This window comes from Rhodococcus sp. 2H158 (assembly GCF_053764755.1).
In genome coordinates this window covers 1-12,856 of record NZ_JBSNCE010000052.1, presented here as the reverse complement: position 1 = coordinate 12,856, position 12,856 = coordinate 1, and the positions used below count along the sequence as shown (strand labels likewise).

Below are 12,856 nucleotides of genomic sequence, written 5' to 3'. Positions count from 1 at the left end.
CCTTTCCCCCTTTTTTGGTGGGACTTACGCACCCGGGGTCGCTCAGCCCTGCGTCTGGTTCTGTTCGGCGATCTGGCGGCGCACCTCGTCCATGTCGAGGGCCTTGACCTGGGTCACGAGGTCCTCGAGCGCGGCCGGGGGCAGGGCGCCGGCCTGGTTGAACACGAGGACGCCTTCGCGGAACGCCATGATCGTCGGGATGGACCGGATGTTCGCCGCCGCCGCGATGCCCTGTTCGGCCTCGGTGTCCACCTTGGCGTGCACGACATCCGGGTGCTTTTCCGACGACGACTCGAAGGTGGGGGCGAAGGAGCGGCACGGCCCGCACCACGATGCCCAGAAGTCGACGAGAACCACGTCGTTACCGGTGATGATGTCGTCGAAGTTCTGCTGGGTGAGAGTCTGGGTGGCCACGGGGATCCTTTCGGTCGGGTACTGATCGCGTCAACGTCATGCCGCGACCGTTTCTTCCCGCGGATACCCGTTCTTTCCGTGGATACCCCCCGGGGATACCTGCTGTGCCGACGCCCGGGTCGTCCGGGGGCACCCGGCGGTCACCGCACGCGGGTGGGTTCGGTGCGGAAGGTGCGACGGTAGCTGTGCGGGGTGGTGCGGCGCAGGCGCAGGAAGTGCTGCCGCAGGACCGCGGCCGTCCCGAAGCCGACGCGGTCGGCGATGACGTCGACGGGCAGGTCGGTGGTCTCGAGCAGCCGTTGGGCCGCGAGGACCCGTTGATCGCGCAACCAGCGGGCGGGCGTCGTCCCGGTCTCGGCCAGGAACCGCCGCACGAATGTCCGCGCGGACATGTGCGCCTTCGCGGCGAGCGCCGCCACGGGCAGATCCTCGTCGAGGTGCTCGGTCATCCAGTCGAGCAGGGGCGCGAGGGTCTCGGCGGGTGCCGTGGGCAGCGGCATGGCGACGTACTGGGCCTGCCCGCCGTCGCGGTGCGGCGGGACCACCATCCGGCGCGCGATGCCGTTGGCCACGTCGGAGCCCTGTTCCTTGCGGACGATGTGCAGGCACAGGTCGATTCCGGCGGCGGTGCCGGCGCTGGTGAACACCGGGTCGTCGTCGACGTAGAGCACGTCCGGATCGACCTTCGCGGACGGGAAGCGGTCGGCCAGCCGCGGGGCGTGGCGCCAGTGGGTGGTGCAGCGGCGATCGTCGAGCAGGCCGGCCGCGCCCAGCACGAACGCTCCCGTGCACAGGCTCGCGACCCGCGTGCCGCGGTCCACCGCCGCCCGCAGCTTGGCGAACAGCGGATGCAGGTCGGCGATCTCGTCGGCGACGCCGCACACGAACGACTCGTCCAGGTCGGCGATCCCGGTGCCGCCGGCGGGAATCACGATCAGATCCGCGTCGTCGAGGCGATCGAGGTCGTAGGGGACGTCGATCGTGTACCCGAACCGGGTGGTGACCGGCCGGGGGCTGCCCGCGACGAGGCTGAAGTCGTACACGGGCAGCCCGTCGTCGGATCGGTCGAAGCCGAACACCTCGCAGGCGACGCCGAGTTCGAAGGTCTCGGTGCGGGGCAACAGCGGCACGACCACCGTCGTCAGCATGCCGCCCAGTCTGCCACCAGGTTGGCCGGAAATCGACGATATGTGTCGTTTCTGCCGCTGTCGGCGGGTCGGCCCGCGGACCAGGCTGAGACCATGACCGTCCTCCTGTTCGTCTTCGTCGTGTTCGTGGTGCTCGACGCCCTGGCGCTGGCCGGCCGGACGCCCGATACCCACCGCGAGGAAACCCAGTTCGGCGACTACCGCGTCTGACCCGGCACCGGGCCGCGGCGGCGCGGCGTCACACCACCCGCCACTCGCGCCGCGCCTCGCCGTCCCACCGCCGGATGCCCGCCGACACGCCCGTCAGCTCCCGGGTGCCCGCACGGGTCGCCGTCAGCGCCGATCCGAGCCGGCCGGGCGGCACCCGGCGGGCCAGGGTCACGTGCGGGGTCCACTCGCCGGGCCGGATGTGCGCCGGGACACCCGGACAACCGTCGATCAGCGCGAACACCATCCGCTGCAGCTCGAGCAGTTCGGCCGTGGGCACCACCAGCCGCGCCACCGTCGCGGTGCGCGAGCCGAACAGCACCATCCCCCCGAGCCGCACCGGCAACGGCTCGCCCGTGATCCGCTCCCGCATCGCCCCTTCCACGCCTGGCGGAATCGCCGCGGCGACCGCGAGCGTGATGTGCGGGCGGTTCGACTCGGACCGATTGCGGGCCTGGCTGGACAGCCCCACGTCCAGCAACCGCGACCATTCCTCGCGGACCGCCTGATCCAGACGGTCGTCGAGGAGCAGTTCCACCGACTGCACCATGGTGGGTAATGATTGCCGCATGACCGACGCCGTCGCAATCCCCGCCCCGCACCGCATCGGACTGCTCGAAGGAGACGGGATCGGTCACGAGATCGTCCCGGCCGCCCGCCGGGTGGTCGACGCCGCCGTCGCCGCCGTGCACGGCCCGGAGATCGACTGGGTGCCGCTGCCGCTCGGCGCCGATGCGATCGCCACCCACGGCACACCCACCCCCGAATCCACCCTCGACACACTCGCGGGCCTGAACTCGTGGATCCTCGGACCGCACGACAGCGCCGCCTATCCCGATCCGTTCCGCGCGCAGCTCACCCCGGGAGGGCAGATCCGCAAGCGGTTCGACCTGTACGCCAACATCCGCCCCGCCCGCGCCCTGCCCGGGGTCCGGGCCGTGTCCCCGCGCATGAATCTCGTCATCGTGCGGGAGAACACCGAAGGGCTCTACGCCGACCGCAACATGGTCGTCGGCAGCGGCGAATTCATGCCCACCCCCGACGTCGCGCTCGCCGTCGGCGTCGTCACCCGGGCGGCCTGCGAACGCATCGCCCACACGGCCTTCCGGCTCGCCGCCCGCCGCCGCCTCCGCGTCACGATCGTGCACAAGGCCAACGTCCTGTCCCTGACCACCGGCCTGTTCCGGGACGTCTGCCGCGAGATCGGCGCACAGTATCCGTCGGTGACGGTGGACGACGAGCACGTCGACGCCATGGCCGCCCACCTCGTCCGCCACGGTGACGACTACGACGTCGTCGTCACCGAGAACATGTTCGGCGACATCCTCTCCGACCTCGCGGGCGAACTGTCCGGCTCGCTCGGCACCGCGGCGTCGATCAACGCATCCGACACCCAGGCCATGGCGCAGGCCGCACACGGCGCCGCCCCGGACATCGCCGGCCGCAACCGCGCCAATCCCACGGCGCTGATCCTGTCCGCCGCGATGCTCCTCGACCGGCTCGGCACCGTCCACGACCTGCCGGAGTTCGTCGCCGCGGCCCGACGGATCGAGCACGCCGTCGACGCGACCGTCGAGGCGGGCGTGGCCACCGCGGATCTCGGCGGTCTCGCCTCGACCGCCGAGTTCACCGAGGCCGTCGTCGCCCGCACTCTTCGCCGCTGAGCGCACAGCTCTTGACCTCGAGTCGGCTCGAGGTCCTACCGTGGCCGCCATGACCACCGAGATCCTGCGTATCGACAAGTTCTCCGTTCCCGCGGCCGCACGGGAGACATTCCTCGCCGCGGTCCACGAGACACACCGCGAGCTGCGCACCCAGCCCGGGTTCCACGGCGACGACGTTGTCGAACTGTGCTCCGGCCCCAGCGAATACAACATCGTCACCGTGGTGCGCTGGGCGGACCCCTCGGCACTGCAGCGGGCGCGGGCGGCCCTGCAGGAAAGCCACGCACGTCGGGGGTTCGACCCGGCCGCGTTCCGGCTCGAGCTCGGCGTCGTCGCCGACGTCGGCACCTACCTACCGGTCGCCGTCGGCGACCGGTAGGCGGGTGCGGCCGGCGACACCGAGGGCCGTCCGGGGCGGATTCCGTAATCCGGGCCCGCCGATGGATACTGTGCGGTTGTGGACGAACCAGCACCTACCGGACCGACCGGCCGCCGACGCCTCGTCGCGGGGCTGCTCGGGACGTTGCTGACGGCCGCGGTCCTGTCCGGCTGCGTCGTCAACACCGAGTCGACCGTGCCGCCCGGCGAACCGGTCGGCGCCGAGCGGGTCGAGGCGATCGCCGAGCAGCTGCCGGCGCCCGTCGCGGCGACCGGCGAGCTGAAGGTGGGCGTCAACGTGCCGTACGCCCCGAACGAGTTCAAGGACGACGACGGGCGCATCGTCGGTTTCGCGGTCGAACTCGTCGACGCCCTCGGCGACGTCCTCGGCGTCCGTCCGGTGTTCAGCGAATCCGACTTCGACCGCATCATCCCCGCAGTCCAGGCCGGCACGTTCGACATGGGTTCGTCGTCGTTCACCGACACCGAGGAACGCGAACAGTCCGTCGACTTCGTCACCTACTACAGCGCCGGCGTGCAATGGGCCCAGCGCGTCGGCGACGACGTCGACCCGGACAACGCGTGCGGGTTGCGGGTCGCGGTGCAGACCACCACCTACGAGGACATCGACGAGGTGCCCGCCAAGAGCGAGGCGTGCGTCGCCGCCGGCAAACCGCCGATCGACAAGGTCAAGTACGACAGCCAGGACGAGGCCACCAACGCCCTCATCCTCGGCCGCGTCGACGCCCTCTCGGCCGACTCGCCGATCACCGCGTACGCGATCGCCCGTAGCGACGGCCGGCTCGAAACCGCCGGATCCGTGTTCGACGCCGCCCCCTACGGCTTCGTCGTCGCGAAGGGCTCGCCCCTCGGACCCGTGCTGCAGCAGGCGATGCAGCACCTCATCGACTCCGGCGTCTACGCGCGCATCGCGCAGCGGTGGGGCATGGAAGAAGGAACCATCGACACCGCGCAGATCAACGCGGCGACGAGCTGAGCGAAAGGGGTGCGATGAGCGACCGCCCGACATCCGTCACCGGACCGGAACCGCAGACCGAACCGGAAACCATCAAGGCCGTGCCGCTGCGCCGGCCCGGCCGCTGGATCGCCGGCATCGTCGTCGCCGTGCTGCTGGCGCTGTTCCTCTACGGCGCCGCCACCAACGAGGCGTACCGCTGGGACGTGTACGCGCAGTACCTGTTCGACCGCCGTATCACCGAGGCGGCCTGGAAGACCGTGCAGCTGACCGTGCTGGCGATGCTGCTCGCCGTGCTCCTCGGCGTGCTGCTCGCGGTCATGCGCCTGTCGCCGAACCCGGTGCTCAAGACCGTCTCGTGGGGGTACCTGTGGATCTTCCGCGGCACCCCCGTCTACGTGCAGCTGGTGTTCTGGGGTCTGTTCCCCTCGATCTACAAGCAGCTCGACCTCGGTATCCCGTTCGTGCACCAGTTCGTGCACATCGACCTGCAGGGCATCAACGCCGCCTTCCTGTTCGCCGTGATCGGCCTCGGGCTGAACGAGGCCGCCTACATGGCCGAGATCGTGCGCGCCGGGATCGGCTCGGTCCCCGAAGGCCAGACGGAGGCCTCGGTAGCGCTCGGCATGTCGTGGTCGCAGACCATCCGCCGCACCGTCCTGCCGCAGGCGATGCGGGTGATCATTCCGCCAACGGGCAACGAGCTCATCAGCATGCTCAAGACCACCTCGCTGGTCGCGGCGGTGCCGTACAGCCTCGAGCTCTACGGCCGCGCCCGGGACATCTCCGGCGCCAACTTCCAGCCCATCCCGCTGCTGCTGGTCGCCGCCACGTGGTATCTGGCCATCACCAGCCTGCTCATGGTGGGCCAGTACTTCCTGGAACGGCACTACTCGAAGGGCCTGAGCCGCCAGCTCACCGCGCGGCAGTTGCAGGCTCTCGCCGACGCGCAGGGCAAGCCCGTCCCCGTCGAGCCCGGCGCGGCGCAGGCACCCGACATCCCCGGAGGAGAACGCCGATGACACCCATGGTCCAGGCCGACCGGGTCTACAAGAGCTACGGCGCCCTGCGGGTGCTCAACGGCATGTCGCTCGACGTGCCCGACGGCACCGTCGCATGCCTGATCGGGCCCTCCGGCTCCGGTAAGTCCACCTTCCTGCGCTGCATCAACCACCTCGAGAACATCGACGCCGGCCGCCTGCACGTCGACGGCCATTTCGTCGGCTACGCCGAACGCGGGGGCAAGCTCTACGAGCTGAGCCCGCGCGCGGCGGCCAAGCAGCGCCGCGAGATCGGCATGGTGTTCCAGCACTTCAACTTGTTCCCGCACCGCACGGCCCTCGAGAACGTCATCGAGGCGCCGATGCTGGTGAAGAAGATCCGCCGCGCCGATGCCGTCGCGCTGGGGCGGGAACTGCTCGACAAGGTCGGGCTCGCGGCCAAGGCCGACGCCTACCCGGCCCAGCTCTCCGGCGGCCAGCAGCAGCGCGTGGCCATCGCCCGCGCCCTGGCCATGGAGCCGAAGCTCATGCTCTTCGACGAGCCCACCTCCGCCCTGGACCCCGAGCTCGTCGGCGAGGTCCTCGCGGTGATGCGGGACCTCGCCGCCGGCGGGATGACGATGATGGTGGTCACCCACGAGATGGGCTTTGCCCGCGAGGTCGCCGACCAACTGGTGTTCATGGACGGCGGCGTGGTCGTCGAGGCCGGTGCTCCCAGGGAACTGCTGCGCAATCCGCAGCACGAACGAACCCAGTCGTTCCTGTCCAAGCTGCTCTAGCGGTCGGGCCCCCTCAGCGGCCGCTGTCGGGCTCCCCGCAGTGTTCGGCGATCACGGCCCGCGCTGCGCGCTCCAGCGCGACGGCCGCGTCCCAGCCGTCTCCGGACGGGAGGATCGGCTCGCCGACGACGAGACGGACCGCTCCGCGGTGGATGATCCTGCCGTGATCGGGCCACATCATCGCGCGGGTGCCGGTGATCGCGACGGGGACCACGGGAAGACCCGCCCGCGCGGCGATCACGAACGCACCCAGGTGGAAGGACCGGAGCCCGGGCACCGGCGACAGCGCGCCTTCGGGGAACACCACCAGGCGGCCCCCTGCGCGTGCCTCCTCGACCAGCCGATCGGCGTCGGCCACGCTCTGCTCACGTTCGGTCCGTTCGACGAACCGCGTACCGATCCGCCGCAGGAGGAAACCGATGAACGGCTTGCGCTCGAAGACCTCCCCGGCCACGAACGTGTAGCTGCCCGGCAGGATCGTCGACAACGCGATTCCGTCGAGGAAGCTGGCGTGGTTGGCGACCACTACGCAGTTCGGCAGCCGCGCGAGATGCTCGGCTCCCTGCGCGGTCACCGGGGTGCGGGTCAGGCGGGCGAGACCGCGGGCGGCCCTGCGCGCGGCCGCGCGGCGCGCCGGGAGGCGGGGCAGCACCGCCACGGCGATCAGGGTCGGCAGGCCGACCGCGAGGACCATCGACCAGCACCACAGGGCGAACGCACCGGTCCGGACGAGCTGCGCCGCACGCCGCAGGCTCGGGATCGCGCCGCGGACCGCGAAGCGGGTCAGCTGCCACCACACCGGCCGGGGACGGGACCGCACGTCGCCCTGCTCGTAGCGTTGCCGGGTGGCGGACCGCCGGATCTTGCCGCTCGAGGTCTTGCGCACCGTTCCGGGCGGGGCGAGCACGATGTCGTCCGGCGGTGTTCCGAGCAGATCCACGGCGACCCCGACGATGCGCTCCCGGAGCCGGTCCAGGGTGGCTGCCTCGGTCTCGCGCGTCTCGGCCAGCACGACCAGGCGTTCGGTGCCGTCGGTCTGCGCGGAGGTCGCGAAGACCGCCACGCAGCCCTTCCGGAGTCCCGGTATCTCGCCCACCGCCCGCTCGAGCTCCTCCGGGTGCAGGTTGCGGCCCGCGCGGATGACGAGGTCCTTGATGCGGCCGGTGACGTAGAGTTCGCCGTCGTCGAGATAGCCGAGGTCGCCGGTGTCGAGCCAGCCGTGCCGGGACAGCGCCTTGGTCGCCTGCGGGTTGCGGAAGTACCCCGCGGTGGCCGAGGGGCCGCGGAACTCGATCCGGCCCTCGCGCCGGTCGCCGAGCACGTTCGCAGCCGAGTCGACCACCCGGACCCGGTGATCCGGGATCGGCCGGCCACAGGCGACGAAGCGCAGCGGGTTCGGGTCCTCGTCGGTGGCGGGGGCCGCCCGGCCGGTGCGCAGGAAACGTTCGCGGGCGACCGAATCGATCACCGGTCCCCGTCCCACGGGCGGGAAGGTGAGGCCGACACATGCTTCGGCCAGTCCGTAGACCGGGGCCAGGGACTCGCGGCGGAGTCCGTAGGCGCCGAACCGCTCGCCGAACCGGATCACGGTGTCCGCGTTCACGGCTTCGGCACCGTTGAACAGCATGCGCAGCGAGCCGAGGTCGAGCCCGTCGAGGTCGGCGTCGGTGATTCGGCGCAGGCACAACTCGTAGGCGAAGTTCGGAGCCGCCGACAGGGTGCCGCGGTGGGTGTGGATCGCCCACAGCCACTGCGCCGGGCGGGCGAGGAACTCCAGCGGGGACATCACCGCCAGCGGCACCCCGAAGTACAGGCCGGACAACCAGGCGCCGATCAGTCCCATGTCGTGGTAGAGCGGCAGCCAGCTGACGAAGACGTCGGAGGTGGAGACCTCGGCTGCCTTGCCCATCGCACGGATGTTGGCGAGCAGGTTCGCGTGGGTCAGGGTCACGCCCTTGGGGTCGCCGGTGCTGCCGGAGGTGTACTGCAACAGGGCGATGTCGCCGGGGCCGCGCGGTCCGCCGGTCGCCTCCCCGCAGCCGGCCAGCTCGCCCGGGGTCAGGACATGGCGCACCGTCTCCACCTGGCCGCGCGTCAACCGGGCCAGGCGGGCGGCCTCCGGGTCGGTGACCAGCACACGGGCCCGTGCGTTGTCGAGAATGTGCACCTGCCGACGAAGGTGCTCGGCGAGTTGGGACGGACGCGCCGGCGGATAGACCGGTACCGGGACACCCCCGGCCAGGAGCACGCCGGTGAACGTGGTGAAGTAGTCCCGGCCCGTGGGGAGCATGAGGCCGACCGCGTCACCGGGCCGGAGATCGTGGGTGAGCAGGGCGGCGGACACCGTGGCAGCCGCGGAATGCAGCTCGCCGTAGCTGATCTCGCTCTGGTGTCCCTCGGTGAGAATGCGCAGGTGGACCCGATCCGGATGGGTGCGGGCGTGCCACGAGAGCGCCTCTGTCAGGGTCGCGGTCGCGTCCGGCGTCCGATCGGTGCGGGGGGGCGCCGCCCGTCGCGCGGGCACCGGCCGGCGGCGCTCCCGCGCGGGTGCGTGGTGCACCGCCGTCAGCAGTTGACGCGGGGTGGTCACGGTGCCGAGCACCCCACGCTCCAGGCTTACCCCGAACGCATCCTCGACGCGGGAGATCAGCTCGGTGACCGCGAGACTGTCGAGCCCGAGATCACGATCGAAGACGCTGTCGAGCCGCGTGCCGACCGCGCGATCGACCGTGTACCTCTCGGCCACCAGATCCCGGACCACCGAGAGCAGCAGGGCATCGTCCTGCCCCGAGGTCGCAGGCTCGCTCACGGTCGTCTCCCGTCTGTGGGAGGGACGGGTCGTCCTGCTGCCCAACATAGGCGGCCGCTCGGGCGACCAGAAGGGCCGAAGGCCCCCGGGTGTCGGTTCACGCGGACCCGGTGCCTGCTCGGTGTCGGGGCACCCGGAGAAGCCGGAACGGCTCGACGAGCAGAAGCACGGCCACCGCAAGGTAGAACGCCACCGCGAGCTGCGGCAGGAACGCCGCCAGGAGGGTCGATGCGGCCATGAGTACCGCCACCGACCACCGTTCCCGGGCCAGCGCCGGCAGTTCGGCACGGCCCGCCTCGTCGGTCAGGTCGGCGTTGCGCACGGCGTAGGCGATCAGCACGTTGCTCATGAGTATCGCCAGGGTCAGGTTCAGGCCGAACGCCACCGTGGCCGGCCTTCGCGCCGCGTCGGACAGGTGGGTCGCCATCAGGCTGGTGGTGAACGGCAGGAAGGTCACGAACAGCAACAGCAGCAGATTCAGGCGCAGGAAGACCCCGTCGGTCGCCCGCAGCAACCGGGTGAGGTTGCTGTGCTCGACCCACACACCACCGATGAAGGCGAAGCTGACCAGGTATCCCAGGAAGGAAGGCCACTCGGCGCGCAGGTCCTCGAGCAGCCGGGCTGCGGATTCGGGTACGTCCAGTTCGAGGACGAGCAGGGTGATGACGATCGCGAAGACGCCGTCGGAGAACGCGTCGAGCCGCGTGGTGGGCAGCAACCGACCGCCGCGTCCCGGTGTGTCGTGGTGCGCGCGCGGTGCGCCGGAGTCGTCCTCGGCGGGCGTCACCCCACGACCATGACACAGGCGGGGACCGGGCATCGGCCGGACGGGTAGATCGGGCCGGGCGGGCGGTCGCGGGCGGGTCAGTCCGGTTTACGGCTGCAGAAGATCGCGGTGCCGGGGAACAGTTCCCCACGCAGGGGGCTCCACTGGCCCCACTCGCGGTCGAGCCCCTCCGGCCATTCGGGTTCGACGATGTCGCGTACCTCGAGGCCGGCCGCAACGAGTTCTCGGACCCGATCCCCGACGGTGCGGTGATGCTCGACGTAGGTGGGGACGCCGGCCTCGTCGACCTCCACGTACGGGGTGCGGTCGAAGTACGGCAGCATCGCGGTCAGGCCCCGCTCACCCGGGTCGTCCGGGAAGATCCAGCGGATCGGGTGGTTGACCGCGAACACCCAGATCCCGCCCGGGCGCAGCACCCGCGCGACTTCCCGCATGACCCGCGCCGAGTCGGCGACGAACGGCACCGCCCCGAACGCCGAGCACGCGATGTCGAAGCTCTCGTCCGCGAAGGGCAGGTCCTCCGCGCCGGCCTGCACGAGCGGTACCCGCGGCCCGCCGCGGTCCATCGCGGTCAGCCCGCGCGCGAGCATCCCCATGGAGATGTCGAGACCCACCGCCCGGGCGCCCCGGCCCGCGAGCCAGCGGGCGCACGGCGCCGACCCGCAGCCGAGCTCGAGGACGTCCTTGCCGGCGACGTCGCCGAGCAGATGCACGTCGCCCTCGTGCAGCCCCTCCGGGCACCACACGAACTCGCCCTCCGCCGAGTCCACGCCGAGGAACTCGCCGTGGGTGCGGTGGTAGTCCGCGGCGTCGGCGTCCCACCAGGTGCGGCTCGCGCGCTCGCTGTCCCGCGTGCCGAGGCGGGCCCGACCTGCGCGGGTGGCTCCCAGGACGGACTGGGCGTGGGCGTGACGGTCGTCGGACATGTCGATCAGCGTAGAGCCGCCGGCCCGCCGCGACCGGGCCGGGTTTGCCCAGCTAGCACCGGGACGCGTAGCCTGATGATCGCGAGTGTCCGCCCGTGGCCCGACAAGGATCCGGCGCGGGCGCCCGCGGCGGAGTGTGCGTGGCGTTCGCGCGACGCGCGGTCCGCTTGTCCGACCGAACTTCATCAACCGACACCAACCCGTCCGGAGCAACTCAACACATGCCCTCCACCACCGTCACCTCGCCGCAGGTAGCCGTCAACGACATCGGCTCCGCCGAGGATTTCCTCGCCGCCATCGACGCCACGATCAAGTACTTCAACGATGGCGACATCGTGGAAGGCACCATCGTCAAGGTTGATCGCGACGAGGTGCTGCTCGACATCGGTTACAAGACCGAAGGCGTCATCCCGTCCCGCGAGCTCTCCATCAAGCACGACGTCGACCCCAACGAGGTCGTCTCCGTCGGCGACGAGGTCGAGGCCCTGGTTCTCACCAAGGAGGACAAGGAAGGCCGCCTGATCCTGTCGAAGAAGCGTGCGCAGTACGAGCGCGCGTGGGGCACGATCGAGGAGCTCAAGGAGAAGGACGAGGCCGTCAAGGGCACCGTCATCGAGGTCGTCAAGGGCGGCCTGATCCTCGACATCGGCCTGCGTGGCTTCCTGCCCGCGTCGCTCGTCGAGATGCGCCGCGTCCGCGATCTGCAGCCGTACGTCGGCAAGGAGATCGAGGCCAAGATCATCGAGCTCGACAAGAACCGCAACAACGTGGTCCTGTCGCGTCGCGCCTGGCTCGAGCAGACCCAGTCCGAGGTCCGCAGCGAGTTCCTGCACCAGCTCCAGAAGGGCCAGGTCCGCAAGGGCGTCGTGTCCTCCATCGTCAACTTCGGCGCGTTCGTCGATCTGGGCGGGGTCGACGGTCTGGTGCACGTCTCCGAGCTGTCCTGGAAGCACATCGACCACCCGTCCGAGGTCGTCGAGGTCGGCAACGAGGTCACGGTCGAGGTTCTCGACGTCGATCTCGACCGGGAGCGCGTGTCGCTCTCGCTCAAGGCGACCCAGGAAGATCCGTGGCGTCAGTTCGCCCGGACCCACGCGATCGGTCAGATCGTCCCGGGCAAGGTCACCAAGCTCGTTCCGTTCGGCGCGTTCGTCCGCGTCGAGGAGGGCATCGAGGGCCTGGTGCACATCTCCGAGCTGGCCGAGCGCCACGTGGAGGTTCCGGACCAGGTCGTGGCCGTGGGCGACGACGCGATGGTCAAGGTCATCGACATCGACCTGGAGCGTCGCCGCATCTCGCTGTCGCTGAAGCAGGCGAACGAGGACTACAACGCCGAGTTCGACCCGTCGAAGTACGGCATGGCCGACAGCTACGACGAGCAGGGCAACTACATCTTCCCCGAGGGCTTCGACCCCGAGACCAACGAATGGCTCGAGGGCTTCGAGAAGCAGCGTGAGGAGTGGGAGTCCCGCTACGCGGAGGCCGAGCGTCGCCACAAGATGCACACCGCTCAGATCGAGAAGATGGCTGCCGACGAGGCCGCCGAGGCTGCCGCGGGTGTCTCCGGCACCAACTACTCGTCGGAGACGGGTGCCGAGACCGGCACCTCCGAGTCGACCGGTGGTTCGCTGGCCAGCGACGCGCAGCTCGCCGCGCTGCGCGAGAAGCTGTCCGGCAACGCCTGACACGTTCGATCGAGGGGCCCCGCACCTGCCGGTGCGGGGCCCCTCGCGTTCTCCGAGCCGGTAGACAGCCCGCACCGGACAT

At 70.6% G+C, this 12,856-nt stretch carries 12 protein-coding genes; 6 read left to right on the top strand and 6 right to left on the bottom strand.

Annotated elements, in window-relative coordinates:
• Positions 1-42 precede the first annotated feature (42 nt).
• From trxA to ACWPOB_RS28240, 3 genes are all read right to left on the bottom strand, one after another.
• Positions 43-414: a thioredoxin gene (trxA, locus tag ACWPOB_RS28250; protein WP_072635365.1), complete on the bottom strand. Its 372-nt coding sequence runs from the start codon at positions 412-414 to the stop codon at positions 43-45.
• A 140-nt stretch (positions 415-554) separates the two neighbouring features.
• Positions 555-1,562, bottom strand: coding sequence for a GlxA family transcriptional regulator (locus tag ACWPOB_RS28245; protein ID WP_455402841.1), 1,008 nt, complete (start codon positions 1,560-1,562; stop codon positions 555-557).
• Between the two features lie 238 nt (positions 1,563-1,800).
• On the bottom strand, positions 1,801-2,319 hold the full coding sequence (locus ACWPOB_RS28240) for a 2'-5' RNA ligase family protein (protein WP_455402840.1): 519 nt from the start codon (positions 2,317-2,319) through the stop codon (positions 1,801-1,803).
• Between the two features lie 19 nt (positions 2,320-2,338).
• Here ACWPOB_RS28240 and ACWPOB_RS28235 point away from each other — a divergent pair, with 19 nt between their 5' ends.
• From ACWPOB_RS28235 to ACWPOB_RS28215, 5 genes are all read left to right on the top strand, one after another.
• Positions 2,339-3,433 (top strand): isocitrate/isopropylmalate dehydrogenase family protein, encoded by a 1,095-nt coding sequence (locus ACWPOB_RS28235; protein WP_455402839.1) that lies wholly within the window; start codon positions 2,339-2,341, stop codon positions 3,431-3,433.
• A gap of 49 nt (positions 3,434-3,482) precedes the next feature.
• On the top strand, positions 3,483-3,812 hold the full coding sequence (locus ACWPOB_RS28230) for an antibiotic biosynthesis monooxygenase family protein (RefSeq protein ID WP_455402838.1): 330 nt from the start codon (positions 3,483-3,485) through the stop codon (positions 3,810-3,812).
• 132 nt (positions 3,813-3,944) lie between these two features.
• On the top strand, positions 3,945-4,808 hold the full coding sequence (locus ACWPOB_RS28225) for an ABC transporter substrate-binding protein (protein ID WP_455402842.1): 864 nt from the start codon (positions 3,945-3,947) through the stop codon (positions 4,806-4,808).
• A gap of 14 nt (positions 4,809-4,822) precedes the next feature.
• Complete coding sequence (locus ACWPOB_RS28220; protein ID WP_165038858.1) at positions 4,823-5,809, top strand: amino acid ABC transporter permease; 987 nt, start codon at positions 4,823-4,825, stop codon at positions 5,807-5,809.
• Complete coding sequence (locus tag ACWPOB_RS28215) at positions 5,806-6,567, top strand: amino acid ABC transporter ATP-binding protein (protein WP_455402837.1); 762 nt, start codon at positions 5,806-5,808, stop codon at positions 6,565-6,567. Before ACWPOB_RS28220 ends, ACWPOB_RS28215 begins: the two co-directional genes overlap by 4 nt.
• Positions 6,568-6,580: 13 nt before the next feature.
• Here ACWPOB_RS28215 and ACWPOB_RS28210 read toward each other — a convergent pair whose 3' ends face one another.
• The 3 genes from ACWPOB_RS28210 to ACWPOB_RS28200 form a co-directional block, all read right to left on the bottom strand.
• On the bottom strand, positions 6,581-9,376 hold the full coding sequence (locus ACWPOB_RS28210) for an AMP-binding protein (RefSeq protein WP_455402836.1): 2,796 nt from the start codon (positions 9,374-9,376) through the stop codon (positions 6,581-6,583).
• Between the two features lie 97 nt (positions 9,377-9,473).
• The gene (locus ACWPOB_RS28205) at positions 9,474-10,163 is read right to left on the bottom strand and encodes a TMEM175 family protein (protein WP_455402835.1); all 690 of its coding nucleotides are present in this window, start codon (positions 10,161-10,163) and stop codon (positions 9,474-9,476) included.
• A 77-nt stretch (positions 10,164-10,240) separates the two neighbouring features.
• A complete protein-coding gene (locus ACWPOB_RS28200; RefSeq protein ID WP_455402834.1) occupies positions 10,241-11,089 on the bottom strand; it encodes a class I SAM-dependent methyltransferase in 849 nt (282 codons plus the stop codon).
• Positions 11,090-11,310: 221 nt separating this feature from the next.
• Between ACWPOB_RS28200 and rpsA the strand changes: the two genes are divergently transcribed.
• Positions 11,311-12,774 (top strand): 30S ribosomal protein S1, encoded by a 1,464-nt coding sequence (rpsA, locus tag ACWPOB_RS28195; protein ID WP_100058275.1) that lies wholly within the window; start codon positions 11,311-11,313, stop codon positions 12,772-12,774.
• Positions 12,775-12,856: the final 82 nt, after the last annotated feature.

What these genes read in the sequence shown, in the direction of transcription:
- ACWPOB_RS28230 (WP_455402838.1), top strand. Translation starts at nt 3,483, where the DNA reads ATGACCACCGAGATCCTGCGTATCGACAAGTTCTCCGTTCCCGCGGCC.
- ACWPOB_RS28220 (WP_165038858.1), top strand. Translation starts at nt 4,823, where the DNA reads ATGAGCGACCGCCCGACATCCGTCACCGGACCGGAACCGCAGACCGAA.
- ACWPOB_RS28240 (WP_455402840.1), bottom strand. Translation starts at nt 2,319, where the DNA reads ATGGTGCAGTCGGTGGAACTGCTCCTCGACGACCGTCTGGATCAGGCG.
- ACWPOB_RS28235 (WP_455402839.1), top strand. Translation starts at nt 2,339, where the DNA reads ATGACCGACGCCGTCGCAATCCCCGCCCCGCACCGCATCGGACTGCTC.
- ACWPOB_RS28200 (WP_455402834.1), bottom strand. Translation starts at nt 11,089, where the DNA reads ATGTCCGACGACCGTCACGCCCACGCCCAGTCCGTCCTGGGAGCCACC.
- ACWPOB_RS28215 (WP_455402837.1), top strand. Translation starts at nt 5,806, where the DNA reads ATGACACCCATGGTCCAGGCCGACCGGGTCTACAAGAGCTACGGCGCC.
- rpsA (WP_100058275.1), top strand. Translation starts at nt 11,311, where the DNA reads ATGCCCTCCACCACCGTCACCTCGCCGCAGGTAGCCGTCAACGACATC.
- ACWPOB_RS28245 (WP_455402841.1), bottom strand. Translation starts at nt 1,562, where the DNA reads ATGCTGACGACGGTGGTCGTGCCGCTGTTGCCCCGCACCGAGACCTTC.